Raw genomic sequence first — 21,574 nt, 5'->3', positions numbered from 1 at the left:
AAATGATTAATTAAAAATTATCTCCGAATCGAAAAATGGCCTTTTACTTCAAAAGATTGTGTCCCTCTTCTTACCTCGGCTACAAACCAATAGTCACTCGCTGGCATTTTTAGTCCATTAAATGTACCATCCCAACCCGGAGTATCATGTCTTAATTGTGTTAAGAGTTTACCGTAACGATCAAAAACATGGATTATGGTGCCTGGTAAAGTTTCTACACCTACAATATGCCAAGTATCAAAATGACCATCGTTATTTGGTGACATATGTTTAGGTATATCAATCACTAGGACCTCACGTGTTACTTCTGAGCAACCATTTAAATCAATGATTGTAATAGTATGGTAACCCATAGCTACATTTTCAAAAAGGTTAGATTCTTGTGGTTCTCCATCATCTAATTGATATAAGTAGTTACCAATACCACTAATGGTAATGGTAATATTATTAGGATCAGAAAAGTCAATAATTTCTGTAGCTTCTATAGTGGCAGCTTCTGAAATCGAGACTCCAAACGCACGTGTGTTTTCACAACCAAACTGTGTGGTTACAGTTACCCAATAGGTGCCAATATCCATTATTTCAATTTCTGGAGTTGTTTCTCCAGTAGACCATAGATATTGGTCTGTTGCTATATTTGTATTTGCAGAAACAACCAATGGTAAGTTATCTAAGCATATTACTTGGTCTTCAATATCTATAATTGGTAATGGATGCACCAAGGTGGAAAATTGAGTTGTATTATAGCAACCCGTAGTATTATTTTCAATACGAACAAATACTATTTCGCCATCAAACGCTGTATAATTATTGGATATAGGAGAGCTGTTATCATTCGCTTCCAATTCTGAATTGTGATACGTTATTGTATAATCTGAAGCGTTTTGACCACTTAAGATTGTGCTGTTTTGTTCCGATAAATCGAATTCTAAAATACCATCAAAATTATCATCACAGGCTTCTAAATCATTAGGTTGATTTGCTATTGGTAAAGGATTAACATTAAGGATAAACTCATATACGAGATAGCATTGGGTTGTACTTAACTCAACTCTAACAAAAAGTGTATCGTTATTTGTGACGTAATTGTAATTTGTATTTAAAGGATTTGTATTTGCTATTGCGTCTGTTTCACTAGAGAAATAGGTGAATAACACATTATTACTTTCGTCCGTCAAAGCCCCATTTATTTCAAGTAAATCAAAACTATTCGTGGCATTTGCACAGATATCAAAGGTTTGAAAATCATTAATAGCTGGAGGTGTGTTTACAACCAAATCAATAGGTACCAGCGCATAACAATTAGATATGGTATTAGTAATTTTTATAAATACAGTTTGAGGGTTACTTATATTTGTATAAGCTTCTGGATTAGGAATTATGTTTATATGTGCTTCTGCATCTGCTACGCTTTCGAAATACGAGATTTCAATATCATCTTGTCTTACATCTAAAATATCAAACTCAGATGTAGTTAGATCAAATTGTGTAAAACCATCCGAATCTGTATCGCATATGGTTAGTGTTGAAGATTCGTTAACCTGCGGTACTTGTATAACATTTAATTCAAAAGAGCTTATAGAATTACAGATAGTACCATTATCTATTTGAACAAAGATAGTTTGAGGATTTACAGTGTTTGTATAATCTAGAGGTAAAGCATCTATGCTATTTTCAGCATTAAACTGTGAGGTGTAAAAAGTAACGGTTAAATTACCTGCAATGGCTTGAGATACTTCAGTAATTTTTGTTGATAAGTCAAATGTTTCGAAACCGTCATTAGAAATATCATCGCAAACAAACCAATCTGATGGGTCGTTAAAAATTGGATTTGCACCCACTTCTACAGTAAAACTAGACGTACCATAACAGTTTTGATCACTTAAGTTTTCTACTCTTACAAAAATGGACTGCGGATTGCTTGTATTCTGATAGTTAGAATCTTTATCTATAGCGTTAATACGACTGTCTGCGTCACTTTGATTTAAATAGTAAAGGACCTGTTTTCCTGGTTGTCCATTTAATATTTCTGCATCTTTAGTATTAAAAATAAAATCTCCAAAGCCATCACTGCTATCTTCACAAATTGTATAATTACTTATGGCGATAAAATTAGGAAGGGTATTGACAATTATACCAAGTGTTTCGGTAGAAATACAACCTGTAGTGGTATTTTCTACACGAATATAAACAGACTCAGTTTGTGCATTATAAGTGTTTGGATTCGTAATGGTATTAGAGCCATTATTAGCATCTGTTTGGCTATTATGAAAAGTTATTTGCCTTTCATTAATGCTACTAACTACTTCCGAGATTACATCTAAAAGGTTAATTGTAGAGAACCCATCTTGGTCATCATCGCATATTAGAATATCTGATGGAGTAGAGGTTGTAGGTGCATCTAGTACTGTAATCTCAAAAGAATTTACATCGGCACATCCTGTAGTATTTGACTGTATTCGTGGAAATACCGTAAAGGGGTTCGTCATGTTAGTGTAAAAATTAGACAATACGTTGGTATTGTTTCTAGCATCACTTTCAGAAAGGAAATAGCTCACGCCAAAACCAGATTGTCCTTGAGTTACTAATATATCAAACTGAGATAAATCTGTGGTTGTAATACCATCTTGATTTTCATCACAAACTGTCTGACTCGTTATATCTTGAAATTCTTGTATTGGAACTATCATTATTTCAATACTAGAAGCCTCCATACAAGTTGGACTAGATAAACCTATATAAATGGTTTGTGGGTTACTCGAAGGAAAAAACGGAATAGATTGATTTATGGCATTTATTTGGTTGTCCCTATCAGTTTCAGATTCATAGAATTCTACGGATACATCCGGAATATTATTTATAATTCCCATAGCTATACCAGCAAAAATAAATTCCTCAGATCCATCATTATCAACATCACAAAGGGTAATATCTGTAATATTTGTAGCGGTAAGTAATAAATTTGTATGCAGTTCTATTGGTGTAATTGAAGGACAGCCTGTTGTATTATTTTCTACACGGATATATACAACTTGCACATTGCTTACAATATTAGCATAGTTAGTTTCATCTGCAATAGCATTTGTACCATTAAGTGCATCATCATTAGTTTCGTGGAATGTTACTGTAACATTGGTAAGTCCTTCTAATACATCAGGGATTATTGTTGTTAAATCAAAATCAGCAAACCCATTATGATCTGTATCACAAGCATCTAAATAATGTGGATCTGTATTTATAATGGGATTATCTAATACTGTTATATCTAAAGTTGTAGTGCTTATACAGCCTGTTTGTGAGTTTTCTACACGAACAAATACGACTTCATTAGTACTTGTATTGACGTAAGGCATAGGCAAAGCATTAGTACCAGATTCTGCTTCTAATGAAGTACTATGATAGGTAACTACTAAATTGGCTTGTCCATTTGTAATTTCGTCATCTTTAATTGTTAAATCGATAGTTGTAAAACCATCTGCAGTTTGGTCATCACAGACCTCTAATGGAATGGGCTCTACTATTGATGGTAATGCATTTACTACTAAATTTATCGTGGAAAATGCTAAGCATCCATTGTTTGTATCCTCAATTCTTACATGGACAACTTGAGGATTCGATGTATTTTGAATAGGTGCTAAAATAGGATTTAGACCTGTTTGCGCATCAGAATTAGAGAAATGGTAAGAGATATCATAGGTTGAAGTAGGAACAGAAGCCAGAACTTCACTAGTTTTTGTAGATAAATCGAAAGTTTCGATACCATCATTACTTGAATCGTCACATATTTGATAATCTGAAATTGGATCTGAAGATTGTGTAGAGCTTAATTGAATATTAATAGAATCTTCTATAATACAAGAACTCCCAGAGAGTGGAATTTCTATTTCAACTCTATAATTTCCTGATACTACAGCATCAAATGTTGGTTGAGTCTCAGCAGGTACTAAGGTATTATCTAAGTACCAAGAATACGTTGCTAGCGGATTTTCTATATCACCATCTAATAAAACATTACTAGCGCACGTAGAAAAGTCTTCACCTAAATCTACTGTTGCATTGAAACTACTTCCCTCAATGAATACGGCAGAATCATAGTTTTCATCAGTTTGGTCAGCAATAACTAGTTTTATTTGATATTGTACGTTAGGCTGAATAGCAGCAGTTGCAGATAATACTGAGGTTCTTCCGTTGTAGTTGGTGTCACCTAAATTATAACCTTCAAAATATTGACCATTAGATGCGTCACAAAACCCTACAATTTCATCATGAACCGTGTTTGTATTTACAGGTGTTGAGGTGCCAGGAACTAAAGCAATATTTGTATAAGGGTTTCCGCTGTTTGCTTCTCGGATGAGAAAAGCAAAACCGTCTGAATATTGACAAGGAAAATTACCAAAATATTCTTCTGATGCTAATATGTAATTAAATTGTATTTGGTTTGATATAGAGATGAAGTTAAACTCAATAGATGTTGCATTTAGAGTGCCTGTAATACCGAGAGCCGACTCTAAATCTGAATCAGTAAGCCAACTTCCGTTACCATCATTTAAGACTTCTGTATTTTCTCCATTCCCAGCAGAATTAGCGTCACCTGTCGTTAAAACAATACCGTTTTCAAAAGGAAAACCAGAGGTTCCACGCTCAAAGTATCCGAAGCTTCCTAAACCAACTATGTTTCCATTAGATGGGGAATTTATATCCGATACATCTACACATCCCTGAATTAAGGTATTTTCTATTAAATCTTGAGCCGATACTGAGTTGTTTACAGTGATCTGTTGTGCAAATGAAATACTCGAAATGAAGCATAACATTAGAAGGAGGGAACGTTTAGTACAATCCATAAATTGAGGTTAAGTTTAAAATGCACAGTTAATATTAGATTTGGGGACTAAATTTTGGTTGTGCAATTTAGCATGTCCAAAATACACCGATTAAAGATTAAATGCAAAAAAATACGACAAAGAGCATTAAATGTTAACGTTTACATAGAATAATACTACATATATTACATAAAAAGGCCTCTTAATGAGGCCTTTCTCCCAAATTGAAATTTCGAAACATTACATCTTTTATAAAAAAATGTTGCTTAACCTGAAACTCAATATCGTAATATGATGTAATGCTCTGATATACAGATGAGTTATATTAATGTTGATTTAAGAGGGAAAATGAAAAGTGTTTTAGAGGGCACTTAAGTAAACACAGTTTACTTTAAAATTAATGGATGTACTTTAGAGTTACAAAAGAATAAGATGAACGAACTAAAAATTTAACATTTTTAGTAATTTACGTACACCCAACCTACCATTTGTCGATAGTTAGGATCATTTAAATTTAAAATATAATAATAGGTGCCAACAGGAACTATTTCGCCTCGATTATTTATACCTCTATTAATCTCTCCAGTCCAAGGTTTATTATTATTTCCTTCAAAAATAACATCACCATAACGGTTATAAATAGTAAGCGTATGGTCCGTAAATATATCATAAAGTCCTTGAATGTTAAACCAGTCATTGTAGGTGTCGCTATTAGGAGAGAAACCCTGAGGTATATAAGGTGGACAATTTTCTATATTCAGTTGAAACTGAAATATTTCATAGCAAGGATTACTTTCTAAGCGTACATAAATAGTTTCTGGGTTAGATGAGTTATTATAATTAGAAGGTATTAAAATAGAGTTGGTTTCTAATTCTAAATCTTCTATTGTTTTATAGAAAGAAATCGCACTCTCATCAAAATTCAAACTTTCTAAAGCATCAAATAAATTATAAGTAGCTATTTCAAAACCTTCGTTACAATTTAAGAGATTCGGTAAAATTCTTATGTCTGGAATAACTAATAATTCAACATCTACTTGCGTGTTATTATTACCCTCATTTGTTTCTGTTATTATACCCATCATAGAACCATTATCATCTACCTGCGCTGTTATAATTAAGTTTGAGTTAGAGTCGTCTGGAACAAATACAATAACCGAATTGCTTTCACTTTCTCCTATAGCAATTTCACTTAGAGTTTGGCTTTGGCCTATTAAAACTCCATCTAAATAAAAAGCTATAGGAGTATTCGCAGGTATAGGAGCTGTGCTATTAAAATTATTTATAGTGTAAAAAAACGTAATACTATTATCACCACAATTTACTTCATAACTATCCACGATAATGGTTGCATCAGGTAATTGGCTATTAAGTACAGTAATAATATTGTTTATCATTACAAAATCTTGACCAGATGTAAGTTCAATTGTGGCTGATGTATCACCAATATTAATGTTGTTTTGAATATTATAGACATCAATATCCATATTGTACAGGTCCGTTGCACCAGTAAAAGAATTGGTACCATTAAATGCATTGTTGGCAGGATTTAATGGAGGATTACTTATTATATTTCCATTAATAGTGAGTTGCTCAGTTACAGCCAAGGACCGATCTCCTTCCCATGCTATAAACCCTATTTTAGCATCTTCATTGTCTAAAACGTTTAGATTGTCTAATGTGATATTTAAAAAATCTGGAACACTCTGCAGCCCGTCATATACATTAAGTTGGTTTAGAGGTAAATTGTCGTCTTGATAAATTACGGTGATTGCCCAACCACCAAAATTTGTTCCCGACGCACAAAATGGTTGTATAACATCCGTTAAATCAAAATTAGAAATGGTATATAGTCCGCTACCTTGAGAGGCTATAATATCTGTTATATCAGCAAAAGCAGCAAAGAAAGTCCGTGTACTATCTAATGCATCATTAAAAGTACGTTCCGCAGTAATGGGAATATTATTTAAAGCAATATCAAAATCTCCATCCCCAGAACCTGCCCAATATAAATAGGCTGCAATTACATTTTGATTTGTATTCAGGTTTAAATTTGCAGAGGAACTTGTTAATATACTACATGTAGAAAGTGGGCCGTTTTCCTCAATATTTAAGGTATTGCCAATAGCTATGTAGTCATATCGACCGTTATATTGTTGAAACAAAGAGACGTCTTGAGCACAAAGAGGTATTGTTGCACCAAACAAAAGAAAGTAAATTATGAAATATATACGTTTCAAAGCGGTGATTTAGTAAAACTAAATTACGGTTTTTAATTTTACCGTTTCAGAGTAAAATGACTTGTAAAAGTTCTTCCATCCTCAAGATTTACTTTAAACCAATAGTCGCTTGTAGGCATTTTTGCTCCGTTATAAGTTCCATCCCAACCGCGACTCAAAGGATCTAGTTCTTTCAATAGTTTCCCCTGACGGTCGAAAATAAGAACTAAAGAATTTCCTTGAAATTGGTCACTTATACCAGAAACTTGCCAAAAATCATTAGCATCATCATCATTTGGTGTGAAGAACTTTGGGAAACCAATAACAGAAACTAATGCATCAATGATACCACAGTCATTTTTATCGCGCACATAAACTGTATAAAGGCCAGGTTCTACATTAGAAAAGGTATTACTGTCTTGGTAAGGGCCATTGATATTATCTAAAGAATACTCATAATCTCCTTCACCATCTACTACCACAGTAATAGAATTATTTTCTGAAGCATCAACAATTTCTATATTGGTAACCGTCGCAATATTAGAAGGTAAAACATTAATTGTTCTATCTTTAAAACAACCATCAGTATTACTAACTCTAACAGTATACGTGCCAGGAGTGTTTATCTCAATTGTAGCTGTGTCTTCTCCAGTAGACCATAAAAACGAAAAATTACTAGGTGTATCATTAATAATACCTGCATCCAAAATAATTGTGCTAGAAGGATCATTAAGACAATAAACAGTTTCAAAAGTTGTTTCAATATTTGGTAATTCAAAAACAGTAAGTGTTATTTCACTAATCCCATAACACGCGTTGGCATTTTCTACACGACCGTAAATAGTTTGGTTATAAGCTATTGTGTTTGTAAACGTATTGCCAAGTGGGTTATTTTCAATAAGCGCGTCATTATAAGTTTCATAATACTGAAGTGTCAATCCTGCAGGTGCGCCAGCTAAGACAATATTATTTGTATCATTAAGGTTAAACGTGGTAAAGCCATCTTCTGTGCCATCATCGTCACAAAGTAAAATACTGGCATCATTAGAGGCCGTTGTACTTACTTCTAAAGAAATTTCACTAAAATTTATACAACCTGTACTCGTATTAGTTACTCTTGTATATATAATTTGAGGATTAAAGAAATTCTCAAACGCATTTGGATCGATTTCATTTTGTTCATTCTCAGCATCTATCTGTGCTAAATAATAAGTGATTGACGTATTTACATTACCGCCAGTAATCGCATCGAAAGCCTCAGTGATATTAAATATTGTAAATCCTTCTGGTATACCATCTTCGTCGCATTGCACAAGAGATACATCATTGGCTATTGGTTTAGCAGCAACAACGATATCAAAAGATCTAAAAGCAACACAACCAGAATCTAAATCTTCTATACGGGTAAAAATTTCCGTTGGTGTTGCAACAGTATTGGTATAATCAGTTGGTAGAGGGTTGGTACCTGTTTCGGCATCTGCTTGATTTAGGTAATAGCTAATACTATAATTAGCACCAGCAATACCATTTGTGATTTCTATAGTTTTTTCATCAAAATTAAAAGTAGTAAAACCGTTTTGATCATCACCATCGGTATCATCGTCACAAATCTCAAAAAGCGTTGGGTTATTAAAATTAGATAATGCTGTAACAACTATATTAAAGCTGTTTATAATAAAACAGCCAGATGTTGTATTTTCAATTCTAATAAAAACTGTTTGATTGTTTCCTGTGGTATTAAAATTTTCTCCTAATGGATTAGTATTTATATTGGCATCACTTTCAGATTCGTGGTATGATACTACAACATCACCTTCACCATTAATAATATCTTGTGTTAAGGTCGTTAGATCTATATCTGTAATAAAGTCATCTAAAGGCAGTAGTCCATCACAAACTTCAAAATTTGGGAGTTGTGTAACACTAGAATTTGCTAACAAAGGATTAGATGGATTATCTGGAAAAGTTGCTGTGCCAGTCCATTCTAAAGAAAAAGGGCTATTACCAATAGGCCTATCTATAACAATAAAGTAGCTTTCACCAGCGAGTGCATCAATTGCACTTACAAAACTATCACCATTTTGTCCTGGACCTTCATTAACCTCGGTAGAAGTGGCGTTAAGACCTGTTAAGTTATTACCCTGCATAGCAGCTGCAGGATTTGTTGTAGAGCAACGAATTGCTTGTCCAATATTACCGCATGTTACATTAGGACCAAAAATAAAAAAGTCGTAATCTTCATTTATATCTGTACTTCCTGGCGTTAAAGTAAATGCTAAGGTGCCATCGGTTGCTATATTAACTTCTAACCAAATGCTGTTATTTTCTTGACTTTGACAGTCGTTTAGACCAGACAATTCTTGTGTGCCAATACCGCTAACATCCAAACTAAATTGTGAGTTTCCGCAAACAGTGACTGCATTTTGGCAATCATTAGGTTCTTGGGCAAAACTTGTTGCTGAGGCGCATAAAATAGACAAAGTCGCTAATACAAATTTATATATATGTTTTAATTTCTGATTCATCGTTTTAAGCTAAAGTGACTTGTAAATGTTCTTCCATCTTGCAGATTTACCTTAAACCAATAATCTGTCGATGGCATTTTTGCACCATTGTAAGTACCATCCCAACCTCGACTAAGAGGATCGAGTTCCTTTAAAAGTTTTCCTTGCCGATCGAAAATAAGAATTAAAGAATTTGCTTGAAACTGATTATTGACGCCAAATACTTGCCAGAAATCATTAGTGTCATCGTTATTAGGTGTGAAAAATTTGGGGAATCCAATTACCGAGACAAGTTCTTCAATAGTTCCACAATTATTTTTGTCACGTACATAAACTGTATACATTCCGGGTTCTACATTTATAAAAACATTGCTTTCTTGATATGGACCATTAATGTCATCTAATGCATATTCATAACTACCTTCACCACTTACTATTACAGAAATAGAATTATTTTCTGAAGCATCAATAATATCTATGCCAGTTATAGTTGCAATATTAGAAGGCAAAACACTTATAGTTCTATCCTTAAAACAGCCATTAAAATTTGTAACTCTTACGGTATAGGTTCCTGGAGCATCTACCTCTATTGTTGCAGTATCTTCGCCAGTAGACCAGTCGAAACTGTAGTTATTAGGAATATCATTGATAATACCAGAATTTAATACAATAGTTTCAGGTGTAGCGTTAAGGCAGTAGATAGTTTCAGAAGCCCTTTCTATATTGGGTAGTTCGAGAACGTTGAGTTCTATTTCGCTGATACCATAGCATGCGTTTGCATTTTCTACACGCCCATAAATGGTTTGACTATAAGGTATGGTGTTTGTAAATGTATTTCCAAGCGGATTACTTTCAATAAGTGCGTCGTTATAGGTTTCGTAATACTGCAAGGTTAAGCCTGCAGGTGCACCAGCGAGCACAATATTGTTAGTATCCATAAGATTAAAGGTTGTAAAACCATCTTCAATACCATCATCATCGCAAAGGGAAATACTAGCATCATTAGCCGCTGATGTGCTAACTTCTAAAGATATTTGACTGAAGTTTATACAATTAGAATTTATATTGGTAACTCTCGCATATATTATTTGAGGATTAAAGAAATTCTCAAACGCATCTGAATTTATTGCATTTTGTTGATTTTCTGCGTCAGTTTGAGATAGATAAAACCTTACTTCACTATCTGTTGTATTTCCAATAATTTCTTCTGCAAAAGCAGTAATATTAAAAACAGTAAAGCCTTCTGGTATGCCGTCTTCATCACATTGTACAATCGTAATGTCATTAGCTTCAGGTATGGGATTTATAGTCAACTCAAAACTACCAATATTATAGCACGTAGTATTGGTTGTGTTTTCTATACGAACAAAAATAGTTTCGTTAAAAGCTATCGTATTGGTATAAGATAAAGGTAGGGCTGAGGTACCATCATCAGCATCGTCTTGTGTGGCATGAAAGGTAATTTCAGTTTCAATCTGCGTACCATTAATAATTGGTATTAAATCGCCTAATTCTATTGTTGCAAACCCATCAGTAACGTCACCTTCATTATCACAGAATTCTATATTATCTAACAACACAATTTGAGGTGTGTTAAAAACTTCAAGTTCAAATGTGTTAATATCAAAACAGTTGGTATTATCGATATTATCTACACGAACAAAAACCGTTTGTGGATTGCTAATATTGGTATATGGAAATATGATTTCGTTTTCTAAATTATTGGCATTATCGAGCGTTTCAAAATAACGTACATTATTAAGAAAAGGGTCTTGTGCTAATAAAGCTTCACCATTTTTATTTGTGAAATCAAATTCAAAAAAACCATCATTACCTGTATTATCACAAACTGTAACGTCTGTTAATGGATTAGCAATAGGAATTTCAAAAACTCCAACAAAAGCAGTGCCTTCAATTGGGCAGTCTCCGTTATTAGGCTCCACAAATACTTCATAAAAACCAGGACTATCTATAAGAAGTTGTGCTGTTGTTTCAGCTAGAGGGTTACCATCAAAGGTCCAGACATAATCTGCTCCAACAATATCTTCTGCCTGTAATGTATAACTATCACCAGTACAAAGTTTCAGTTCTGTGGTACTGATACCATTCCTTATTATATCTGTTTGAGAATTAAATAACGATTGAATAAAAGGCGGTAACCCAATACGACTTAAGTTTTGAAAACCACCATTAACATCTAGTAAGATTCCTTGTTCGTCATAGTTTGCTGCCACTCCATCGGCTTCGGGATCATTTATAACTCCCAAGTACCTGCCGCTGTTATTAAAATTACCAAAATCTACCTGTGCTCTATAAATTCGCTTATCAATTCCCAGTTGAAGAGCACCTGCACTCAAAGAGTTTGAAGTATGTAAAACTTGTGAAGAATTAGGTATGTCTGCTGCTTCTAGATTCCATTGGATAATTTGGCTTTGTCCACCGCCACCAGCACCAAATCCTAATGTTGCATATACTTTTTTATTTTCTGCAGAAAACTCAACACCGTAAGGACTGTTATTATTTTGAGGACTATAAAGCTCTAAACTATTAGAAACAATACCTGTGTCATTATCAAAGTCAAACAAATAAATTCCACCTCCAGCATCACCTCCAGGCACAGTAGATTCGCCAAAATTTGCTGATATTAATTTAGTTCCATCTGGTGAAGCTTTAAGATAGCCTAAAGCGTTTCGTCGATAGCCCTCTAAAGGAATATTTGGACCTACTACGGAAGTTACGGGATTAGCATCTACACCATTTTCGTCAATTTTAAAAGCATAAAATGTATCACCAAAGTGCGTGATTACCCAAAACGAAAAACAATCATCAGCTTTAACAGCTGTTATTTTTTCCGAACATTTCAATTCTGAAGCTAAAGGGTTTGCTGTATCGTATGTAATTAAAGGTACGTTCTTTTCTGTAGCATCAACAGCTCCTAATCCACCGTCATCGAGAATATTTATTCTAGAGTACATAAGACCATCATTAACACCATCGTTTGCAGTTTCTCCAGGAAATGCTGATGTATTTAAATGATGTGGTTCGTCTACTGTAAATATGTAATAAAAGTCTGGGTCTTGTGGTTTAGGAACTATAACGCCTGAGGATGTGCTAGAATCATCTCCTTTAAGACCTGTGCCATTAAGCATTATTAGGTGATTTCTATTCCAAACGGTGCTGCCATCAGAATAAAAAAGTAAATCACCATTCTCATCTGCAATAGAGGTACAACCTTCTAAAGTACTTAATTGTCCATTAGTTACCGCATCTATTGTACCAGTTTGAGCATTAAAGCGTAAACCTGCATTTTGCCCAAAATACCAATATGAGGCTTCGTTTTGCCCAAAAATTGGGGAGCAAAAAACAAATAAGAGAAATATAAAACTTATCTTTTTCATAATATCTTTAGAGTGCAAAAACACACTATTTTCAATAGTATAACAACGAGAAAGGTTATTCTCCTAGTATATGTTGAAAAGTATAATAGCAATTGCTATCAAAGATATTATAAATCTCTCTTTTTTAATAATCGATAAGATAAAAAGATAAAAAGGGCAGACCAACCCAAAACTACGGCAATCTCGTACCAGTGTACTCCATAGTCGTATGCTATATCTGTCTTTTCAGGGAATTTAGTCATTACTATACGCTGAATCGGTTGATCTATAAGCTTATACATGGATTCTAACGGCAACATATTTTTTACCTTAAATGCACTATCGGCATTGCCAAAGGCTTCGTATGCTCCCCAAAAAATGATCCACTCTAGTATATATAGTACAACTAGGAATGCAAGGGCAAAAGCCGAGCGTTTTAAGAGCATTCCAAAAAACAGACACAAACTAAAGAACCCAACTAATTTTACAAAATAGGCGAGTAGAAATTCAACTTCTCTAAATATAATTGAAGCTTCTGTGTAACTAGAATAATATAGGCCAATTAAGAATGATGCAATACCAATTAGGGCAGTAGCACAGAGCGAAAAGAAGACAATAGTATAAAATTTTGATAGAATGAATTCTTTTTTACTTAACCCATCTATAAGATTTTGTTTTAGCGTTTTATTGCTATATTCATTACCTATCATACTCACAACAACAATAGCAAAGAAAAATTTAAAGTAGGAGGCAAAGAATGTTGTAATGTGCCAAATTATTGGGAAGTTGAAAATACCTAATTCGCCTAACTCTAGTGTAAAAAATCCAAAGAAGTTAATTTTTATAGAGGAAAGCACAAGTACTGTGAATGGCAGTATAAATGAAATAAATATTAGGATTCGACTTGTTTTATTGAGCCAAAGTTTTTGTAATTCTAATTTTACGAGACGTAACATATAGCGATTGGTTGTGTTTAATTCTTTGCAAGAATTAAGCTGTTTTTTAATTGATTTCTTGGTTGTCGGTTAATTGTAAGAATTGTTCTTCTAAACTTTCTTTACGCTTCACTAGGTGAGATAATAAGATACCTTTATCGAACATTAATTTATTAAAATCTGGTGCAGACATAGGTTCGTTTAAGAAGGCAGTTATTAGATCATCTTCTACGGTCACTTTTTCAAAATTAGGATGCTGTTTTAAAAGATTTAAGAGGTCTTGGTGTTTTTCAGCTTTTAATTCAAAAAATCCATGGCTATTAATCATTTCATCAACACGACCTGCATATAATTTTTCACCTTTACGTAAAACTACAACATGCGAGCATACTTTTTCAACCTCATCTAAAAGATGCGATGCTAGCAGTATTGTTGTGCCATTAGAAGCAATCTCTTTAATAATTTTTCGGATCTGATGAATTCCTTGAGGGTCTAGCCCATTAGTTGGCTCATCTAATATTAAAATTTCAGGATCATTGAGTAGGGCAGAAGCGATAGCTAAACGTTGCTTCATACCTAAAGAATACGTTTTAAATTTATGATTTTTTCGATCTAATAATCCAACAACTTCTAGCTTTTCTTCTATTTTAGCATGGCTAACACCTTTAATTCTGCAGACTAATTTTAAGTTCTCTTCTGCCGTCATATAAGGATAAAAGTTAGGACGCTCTATAATAGCTCCAACTTGCTTCAAGGCATCGTGTGTTGTTGTATTACCATCGAACCAATGGAAATCTCCATGAGTTTTATTAACAACATTTAGGACAATACCTAATGTTGTAGATTTACCACTACCGTTAGGTCCGAGTATACCGTATACATTGCCTTTGTTAATAGTAAAGCTTAGGTCTTTAACAGCCGTAAGATAGCCGAATTTCTTTGTAAGATTATTGATTGTAAGGATTGGCTCCAAAATATGATTGGTTTTAAAGATTGATTGGTTTACAAGATACTAAAACAAGTTTAGTATATGTTGGTTATGTAGATAAGACGAGCCTCTTCTATTTTTGTTACATAAAGATTTTAGTCTTTAATTATTTTTATTGTAAATTTAAAGAAATCATTAGTATGAAAAGCGTAATTTTTATTGCAATTATAGTTTTGTTTTCTGCAAACTTAACTTTTGCTCAAGATTCTGGAGACTTTAATTTAAGCGATAGTGACTTAACAAATGACATTCATACTTCTAAAGCTTTAATTGATGATCGTAAAACTGTTAAAGCAATACAGGTTTCTAACTTAAAAGTCGAAAAAATCGTTTTCAATTTAAAAATGTTAATTCAAAATAGAAGTAGGTCTGTTGCTTTCAATAATACATTATCCTCTTACAAGCCACTAGAATTCGGGCTTGGTAAAAATTTCAATTTAAAATACGGAACTAATGGCAAGCTAAAGGATGATAAAGAAAAGGTTATTGAACAGCTATTTAATGAAAATTAATTAATTCCAATTTTCATCAAAGTCTAAATCGCTATAATCATCAAGATCTAATCCATCTTCAAATTCCTCAAATTCATTGTCATCATCATTTTCTTCAGCTTCAAAAGTTTTTTCTGGCGCTTCATCAGGGATTTGACCATGAACATACATTAAATTTGGATAATCTGTACCTTGAGCTTCTTCAATTATTTCGCCAAGCTCAACATAAAATGTCCACATATTCATAAAATCGTACAAGTAGATTAATCTTGTTGCAGCTTCATGCACTACATCGCTAATAATGGTTGTGCTCATCATTTTTACTTCGGCACCAGCTTCGCTCATATCCATCATAGCAATTTCTTCGCCTTGATTCCATTGTTCGTCACTAATATAAAATGATGCCATTTCCATACCATCAAACCCAAAAGATTGCGTTATAATGTTATGTAAGTCTTCCATGGTATCACTTTCGCGAATCTCTAAATCACGAAAAACATCATCTTCTGTAGTGTTATCTAGTATGACTCTAAATCTATATATCATTGTTAATTATTAATCTATTGCAAAGATACAATTTAAGTTTAATCAGTACCTAATTTTATAGCACCTCTGCGACTACTTTCTAAGATGATATAGAACTGTATACCAATTAAAATTGTCGCTATAACTAGATGTAATGGTTGAGATGTAAATGGAAAATCAAAATAGTACATTATTATCCCTGTTAGAATTTCTAGGCCTATGCAAATTAATACGAGTTTAAACTTATTGTAACCTAGATTGAGTTTTTTGTTTCTCTGAAAAAGCCAAAGATTTATAAACAGAACAGCTATGGATAAGCTACGATGAATATAAAAATCTAGTTGAGGATTTTCCATCCAAAGGGATTTTACATAACCAATTGATTTTACTTGCTCGTCTATAAACTGCCGTACTTGAGTGCCTAAAACAATTTGTATTAAAGTTAATAAGGTTGCCACAATTAAAACATTTCTAAACAACTTATCGAAAGTTTGTTTTTTAAAATGTGTTTTTGCCAGATAGATGAGATATAATAATACGGCAACAATCACTAACGCCATAACCATATGAATAGTAATTTTGTAAGGTGCCAAATTTGAATCTACAACAGTTTTTCCAAGCCATGCCTGAAAAGCCATGCCTATTACTGTAAATAATGAAAGCAATAAGAAGCGTTTTCTGTCTTTCCATAACCATATAGACAGAATAGTAAATATTAGAATAGGAATACCCGAAAGTGCACCCAATAATCTATTGATATATTCTACCCATGTGTGCAACGGATTAAATGTTGCATAATCGTGCGCCGTATATGGTTCCCAGTTATTTAGGTCTAATGATGCTCCCGAAGTAAATTGTGATTGCGAAACTTGTAATTCTTCATCTACTATAATTACAATACCTTTTTTGTAATTATGATTTGGTTTAAATTGTAGCTCAGCTAATTCTGTTGGTGGTATATAATAGCCAAAGCACTTTGGCCAATCTGGACATCCCATTCCCGAACCAGTCATCCTTACCACTGCGCCAGCTATAATTACTAGGTAAACTAAAACTAAGGCTATTTTTACAGTTTTTCTATAAGTCCTCTTCATTGCTTGTTTAATTTCTTTTTAAAACAAAGACTGTTTTCTATTCCGATGTATTGGCCGTAGTTAGAAGTTAGCTGATAAGCGTTTTTTTTATAAAACTCAACGGCTTCGGTTTGGCGAATTCCAGTTTCTAATAGCGTAAACGCATAACCCAATTCTTTGGCCCAATCTTCTAAACCTTTTAAAATTTTTGAAGCAACCCCTTTTTTACGTGCTTTAGCCACGGTAAACATTCTCTTAACTTCTACTTTAGTATCATCGAAATTTTTAAATGCTCCACATCCAACAACTTCATTATTATGTTTTGCAATAATCACATGGTTTAGATTTTCAATTGCATTAAATTGATTATAAAAATCGTGTTCATCTCCATCAGTTACTTTCAGATAAGCATCAAGTTGCTTTACTAATGCTTTAAAATCCTTATGGTGAGCATCTGTTCTAATGATTTTTATCATAATTCTACTGTCAATCCTAAAGCCTTACCTTTTTTAAGCATTAATTGAAAGGCAGCCTCATGCTCATTGGCAATATCACCTTCGAGAATTGCTTCTTTTATGGCTTCTTTAATAATGCCTATTTCCTTTGAAGGTTTAAGGTTAAACGTTTTCATAATTTCTTCTCCAGATACTGGAGGTTGAAAATCTCTTACGCGATCTCTTTCTTCAACTTCAACAATTTTATCCCTTACAAGTTTAAAATTATTATGATATTTTATAAATTTTTTAGGATTCTTTGTTGTTATATCGGCTTCGCAAAGTGTCATTAAATCATCTACATAATCACCTGCATCAAAGACTAAACGTCTTACTGCAGCATCCGTAACATCTGTTGCTAAAACGATAGGTCTAGAACTCATAAACACCATTTTCTGTACAAATTTCATTTTGTCATTAAGTGGCATTTTTAACCGTTTAAATAGTTTGTATACCATTTTAGAACCTACAAATTCGTGCGCATGAAATGTCCAACCTATTTTTTTATGAAACTTTTTAGTCGGTGCTTTGCCAATATCATGCAATAAAGCTGCCCAACGTAACCAAAGATTATTGGTTGTTTTAGCTATATTATCTACAACTTCTAGAGTGTGATAGAAATTATCTTTATGCCTTTGACCTTCAATCTCATCAATACCTTTTAAATCGGTGAGTTCAGGTAAAAAATAACTTAATAAACCGGTTTTTTCTAAATGGAGAAATCCAATAGAAGGTTTTTTACTTCCAAGAATTTTGTTGAGTTCTACAACGATACGCTCTTTGCTTATAATTTCTATACGCTCTTTATTAGCTGAGATGGCTTCTAAGGATTTGTCTTCAATTTCAAAATTTAATTGCGATGCAAATCGAATAGCTCTCATCATACGCAAAGGGTCATCGCTATAGGTTATATCTGGGTTTTGCGGTGTCCGTATAATTCCTTTATCTAAATCGGTAATACCATTAAAAGGGTCTAATAATTCGCCAAAGTTATTATGGTTTAAACTTAAAGCCAGAGCATTAATGGTAAAGTCTCGTCTATTTTGGTCATCTTGTAAAGTCCCACTTTCTACAACTGGGTTTCTGCTATCTTTTGTGTAACTCTCTTTACGTGCACCAACGAATTCAATTTCAATATCGTTATAGCGTAACATTGCTGTACCATAAGTTTTAAAGACTTGTACTTTAGGGTTATTTGGTAAGTTCTTAGAAACTTGCTGAGCCAATTCTATACCACTTCCTATTGCTACTATATCTATATCTTTTGCGTTACCACGATCTAGGAAATAGTCTCTAACAAAACCACCAATAACGAATGCGTTAATGTTCAGTTCTTTTGCAGATTCTGAGATAATTTGAAAAATTTTTCCTTTTATGGCAATCTTATGATTCATGTTATATATCGACACCTTTTTCTGTGATTATTTCATTAAAGAACAATCATTTTTTTGAGATGCAAAGATACGATAAGCAACCTATCTATTAAAATTCCTAAAACTATTTCTGTAGCCTATATTTATTCTAAATTAAGAATACTATTTTTGTTAAAAACAGTGAGATGCATCAAGTTTATGTTATAGATTCAGTTTATCATATATATGTTAGCATTCTTCTGTCTTATGAAAATTATAAAAGCGGAAAAAAAACGTTGTTGATAATTAATGGAGAAGGTACTGAAGGTATAGATGTATATGTAGACCCATTAAAACAACTCAAAACTTTTGAAGATGTCATAAGTGTTAAAGGTGCCTCAGCTGTTATAGCATTAAAAAAAGAGGGAACTAAGTTTGATAGTATTTTTAGAAGGTCATCGACTCTAGTAAAATTATTTGAGGAGTTCAATCCTAATTTAGGGAAATACCACAGTTTTATTTCTGATGCTGAAATTAACTTATTTCACATTATAATGTCTAAAGCTTACTTTTTAATTAAATATCCCAAGAATAAGTTTCGAATGATAGAGGAAGGAATCGGAACATATACTAAAAAAGCAAGAAGGATAAGACGTTTTAAACGCCAGTTATTAGGCTTTCCGCAACTTATGGGTTACGATAAACAAGTAGAGGAAATATTAGTGCAAAACCCAGAAAAGATGATAGATGCTACGTTAAGGGCTAAGGCCTCTAAACTAGATTTAGGTTATTTATTAGATACTATTAACGAAACGGAAAAAAAAGAAATTATAAATGCATTTAAATTGGGAGATCTAGAGGTTTATTCAAAAAAGAGAAAAGTAATTATACTAACACAACCTCTAATTAAATCTGGTTTTAAAGTAACACCAGAAGAAATGATTGCTATTTATAAAGGCTTTATTGATAACGCTAAATCTAAAGGAATGGAAATCTATCTAAAATTGCACCCAAGAGAAGAAATCGATTACAAATCTGTTTTTAAGGATGAAGACATAAAAATAATACCAAAGTTACTTCCAATAGAGGTTTTAAATATGGATAGTTCTATTTACTTTGACGAAGCTCATACAATATGCTCTGGTGCTATTTTTAATCTAAAACATGTTGGGGAGACTAATTTTTTAGGAATGGATTATCTTAAACGCTAATTCAAACAATTTTAAAGTTAAGGATGCTGCTGCCATAAGTTAATTTAAATGATAGAAAAAAAACACATACATAGCGATTTTATTAACTCCGAAAAGTTGATTGGCGCTATGATTAGTAATTTTGATAACTCCGGAGTACCTTTTGGAAATCAAGATAGAAATTCATTAAAGTTATTTAGCTTAAACGATGAAACCTTAAACATAAAGTCATTTAAGATTCCCAATATAATTAATCAAATAACGTATAAATTTTTTAGAAAAAGTAAAGCACAACGCTCGTATGAATATGCTAATGAATTAATTAATTTTGGTATTGGTACACCAACTCCTATTGCCTATTTTGAATTTACGTCTGTATTACTCTTCAAAAATAGTTATTACGTAAGTAAGCAACAAGATTGTGATTTAACATATAGAGAATTGACCACGAACTTTGATTATCCTAATCACGAACAAATACTAAGAGCATTCACAAAATTCACATTTTTATTGCACGAAAATGGTGTGAATTTTTTAGATCATTCGCCAGGTAATACTTTAATTAAAAAAGTGGGTTCTACCTATAAATTTTATTTGGTTGATTTAAATAGAATGCAATTTGGTCCGATGGATTTTGAGGCTAGAATTAAAAATTTTGCGCGCTTAACAACCCACAAGCAAATGGTGGAGGTTATGAGTGATGAGTACTCAAAATGTATAAATAAACCTTATGAAGAAGTCTATAACCTAATGTGGGAGTACACTGAGAATTTTCAATATAATTATCAAAGGCGCAGACGATTAAAGAAAAAACTAAAATTTTGGCGTAAAGGTTAAGAAGCTCTAAGAGCTTTATAAAGTTCTCTTAACTTATAATACTTGAGATACGTAATTTTTCCGGTTTGATAACAAATTCTATAGCCATTTAGCCCATCTAAGAATCCTAATCTTAGAAAGTAAGCTTTGAAGAATGCCCAAGATGGGTTCCAAATTAATTTCCAAATAGGTGCGGTTTTGCCTTTGTCTAAATAAGCTTTGGCCGCAATTGTAGAGAAGTAATCTGTTTTTTCATCCATTTCTTTATAGCTCTGGTAAGTCCAATGCAAAATATCACCTTTTAAATGACCGGCTTCAGAAGCGGTATCATGGAGTTGTACGTTATCATGCGGATTAATGCCTTGCCACTGAGCTTTTCTTTTATCAAAAACTCGCAATTTTTTATTCGGGTACCAATCGGAATGCTTTATCCATTGACCACAGAAATTATTATATCGATTGGCATAATAGCCATCGAGTGTCCAAGTTGTTTTTAACAACTTAATCGATGCTTGAAGTTTCTTAGATAAGGCTTCATCACCATCTAATGAAACCACATGGTTATATGTAGCTTCTCCTAGAGCAAAATTTTTCTGTTCTATATAGCCTAAGAATTTTTGCTCAACAAATTTTACATTGTATTGTTCGCATATGGCTTTGGTTTTATCAGTAGAAAAAGAATCTACAACTACAATTTCGTCAACAACGCCTGCTAAAGATTGTAAACATTTTTCAATATTTCGTTCTTCATTAAAAGTAATAATAACTCCAGATAGTTTTGGCATAG

14 protein-coding genes are annotated in these 21,574 nt (G+C 33.0%); 3 read left to right on the top strand and 11 right to left on the bottom strand.

Annotated elements, in window-relative coordinates:
- Nucleotides 1-17 precede the first annotated feature (17 nt).
- From ACFWU4_RS12145 to ACFWU4_RS12120, 6 genes are all read right to left on the bottom strand, one after another.
- Nucleotides 18-4,844 carry a choice-of-anchor L domain-containing protein gene (locus tag ACFWU4_RS12145; protein WP_411128235.1) on the bottom strand — a complete coding sequence of 1,609 codons (4,827 nt, stop codon included), beginning with the start codon at nucleotides 4,842-4,844 and terminating at the stop codon, nucleotides 18-20.
- Between the two features lie 437 nt (nucleotides 4,845-5,281).
- Nucleotides 5,282-7,063, bottom strand: coding sequence for a gliding motility-associated C-terminal domain-containing protein (locus ACFWU4_RS12140; protein WP_411128233.1), 1,782 nt, complete (start codon nucleotides 7,061-7,063; stop codon nucleotides 5,282-5,284).
- Nucleotides 7,064-7,101: 38 nt separating this feature from the next.
- Entirely contained in the window at nucleotides 7,102-9,567 is a 2,466-nt protein-coding gene (locus ACFWU4_RS12135) for a T9SS type B sorting domain-containing protein (protein WP_411128231.1), read from the bottom strand.
- Nucleotides 9,564-12,944, bottom strand: coding sequence for a T9SS type B sorting domain-containing protein (locus ACFWU4_RS12130; RefSeq protein WP_411128229.1), 3,381 nt, complete (start codon nucleotides 12,942-12,944; stop codon nucleotides 9,564-9,566). The genes ACFWU4_RS12135 and ACFWU4_RS12130 overlap by 4 nt, the downstream gene beginning before the upstream one ends.
- 107 nt (nucleotides 12,945-13,051) lie before the next feature.
- Entirely contained in the window at nucleotides 13,052-13,879 is an 828-nt protein-coding gene (locus ACFWU4_RS12125) for an ABC transporter permease (RefSeq protein WP_411128228.1), read from the bottom strand.
- A gap of 46 nt (nucleotides 13,880-13,925) precedes the next feature.
- A complete protein-coding gene (locus ACFWU4_RS12120) occupies nucleotides 13,926-14,831 on the bottom strand; it encodes an ABC transporter ATP-binding protein (RefSeq protein ID WP_411128226.1) in 906 nt (301 codons plus the stop codon).
- Nucleotides 14,832-14,986: 155 nt separating this feature from the next.
- Here ACFWU4_RS12120 and ACFWU4_RS12115 point away from each other — a divergent pair, with 155 nt between their 5' ends.
- On the top strand, nucleotides 14,987-15,358 hold the full coding sequence (locus ACFWU4_RS12115) for a hypothetical protein (protein WP_411128224.1): 372 nt from the start codon (nucleotides 14,987-14,989) through the stop codon (nucleotides 15,356-15,358).
- Here the strand turns inward: ACFWU4_RS12115 and ACFWU4_RS12110 are convergent, their stop codons facing one another.
- The 4 genes from ACFWU4_RS12110 to ACFWU4_RS12095 are packed head-to-tail and all read right to left on the bottom strand — an operon-like array spanning nucleotide 15,359 to nucleotide 18,823.
- Nucleotides 15,359-15,883, bottom strand: coding sequence for an IS1096 element passenger TnpR family protein (locus ACFWU4_RS12110; protein ID WP_411128222.1), 525 nt, complete (start codon nucleotides 15,881-15,883; stop codon nucleotides 15,359-15,361). It lies immediately after the preceding gene.
- Nucleotides 15,884-15,921: 38 nt separating this feature from the next.
- Nucleotides 15,922-16,956, bottom strand: coding sequence for a COX15/CtaA family protein (locus ACFWU4_RS12105; protein WP_411128220.1), 1,035 nt, complete (start codon nucleotides 16,954-16,956; stop codon nucleotides 15,922-15,924).
- Nucleotides 16,953-17,411 (bottom strand): GNAT family N-acetyltransferase, encoded by a 459-nt coding sequence (locus ACFWU4_RS12100; RefSeq protein ID WP_411128218.1) that lies wholly within the window; start codon nucleotides 17,409-17,411, stop codon nucleotides 16,953-16,955. Before ACFWU4_RS12100 ends, ACFWU4_RS12105 begins: the two co-directional genes overlap by 4 nt.
- The gene (locus ACFWU4_RS12095) at nucleotides 17,408-18,823 is read right to left on the bottom strand and encodes a CCA tRNA nucleotidyltransferase (RefSeq protein ID WP_411128216.1); all 1,416 of its coding nucleotides are present in this window, start codon (nucleotides 18,821-18,823) and stop codon (nucleotides 17,408-17,410) included. The genes ACFWU4_RS12100 and ACFWU4_RS12095 overlap by 4 nt, the downstream gene beginning before the upstream one ends.
- Before the next feature lie 164 nt (nucleotides 18,824-18,987).
- Between ACFWU4_RS12095 and ACFWU4_RS12090 the strand changes: the two genes are divergently transcribed.
- Complete coding sequence (locus tag ACFWU4_RS12090; RefSeq protein ID WP_411128214.1) at nucleotides 18,988-19,992, top strand: glycosyltransferase family 52; 1,005 nt, start codon at nucleotides 18,988-18,990, stop codon at nucleotides 19,990-19,992.
- A gap of 48 nt (nucleotides 19,993-20,040) precedes the next feature.
- A complete protein-coding gene (locus ACFWU4_RS12085; RefSeq protein WP_411128212.1) occupies nucleotides 20,041-20,808 on the top strand; it encodes a Kdo domain containing protein in 768 nt (255 codons plus the stop codon).
- Here ACFWU4_RS12085 and ACFWU4_RS12080 read toward each other — a convergent pair.
- On the bottom strand, nucleotides 20,805-21,572 hold the full coding sequence (locus tag ACFWU4_RS12080) for a glycosyltransferase family 2 protein (protein WP_411128210.1): 768 nt from the start codon (nucleotides 21,570-21,572) through the stop codon (nucleotides 20,805-20,807). The two genes, ACFWU4_RS12085 and ACFWU4_RS12080, sit on opposite strands and share 4 nt — an antisense overlap.
- Nucleotides 21,573-21,574: the final 2 nt, after the last annotated feature.

It is taken from the genome of Winogradskyella sp. PE311, from assembly GCF_046545555.1.
Taxonomy (GTDB): domain Bacteria; phylum Bacteroidota; class Bacteroidia; order Flavobacteriales; family Flavobacteriaceae; genus Winogradskyella.
This window is presented reverse-complemented; position numbering and strand designations above follow the sequence as displayed.

Coding starts and splice junctions, on each gene's coding strand:
- ACFWU4_RS12145 (WP_411128235.1), bottom strand. CDS start 4,844: ATGGATTGTACTAAACGTTCCCTCCTTCTAATGTTATGCTTCATTTCG.
- ACFWU4_RS12135 (WP_411128231.1), bottom strand. CDS start 9,567: ATGAATCAGAAATTAAAACATATATATAAATTTGTATTAGCGACTTTG.
- ACFWU4_RS12130 (WP_411128229.1), bottom strand. CDS start 12,944: ATGAAAAAGATAAGTTTTATATTTCTCTTATTTGTTTTTTGCTCCCCA.
- ACFWU4_RS12125 (WP_411128228.1), bottom strand. CDS start 13,879: ATGTTACGTCTCGTAAAATTAGAATTACAAAAACTTTGGCTCAATAAA.
- ACFWU4_RS12115 (WP_411128224.1), top strand. CDS start 14,987: ATGAAAAGCGTAATTTTTATTGCAATTATAGTTTTGTTTTCTGCAAAC.
- ACFWU4_RS12110 (WP_411128222.1), bottom strand. CDS start 15,883: ATGATATATAGATTTAGAGTCATACTAGATAACACTACAGAAGATGAT.
- ACFWU4_RS12105 (WP_411128220.1), bottom strand. CDS start 16,956: ATGAAGAGGACTTATAGAAAAACTGTAAAAATAGCCTTAGTTTTAGTT.
- ACFWU4_RS12100 (WP_411128218.1), bottom strand. CDS start 17,411: ATGATAAAAATCATTAGAACAGATGCTCACCATAAGGATTTTAAAGCA.
- ACFWU4_RS12095 (WP_411128216.1), bottom strand. CDS start 18,823: ATGAATCATAAGATTGCCATAAAAGGAAAAATTTTTCAAATTATCTCA.
- ACFWU4_RS12090 (WP_411128214.1), top strand. CDS start 18,988: ATGCATCAAGTTTATGTTATAGATTCAGTTTATCATATATATGTTAGC.
- ACFWU4_RS12085 (WP_411128212.1), top strand. CDS start 20,041: ATGATAGAAAAAAAACACATACATAGCGATTTTATTAACTCCGAAAAG.
- ACFWU4_RS12080 (WP_411128210.1), bottom strand. CDS start 21,572: ATGCCAAAACTATCTGGAGTTATTATTACTTTTAATGAAGAACGAAAT.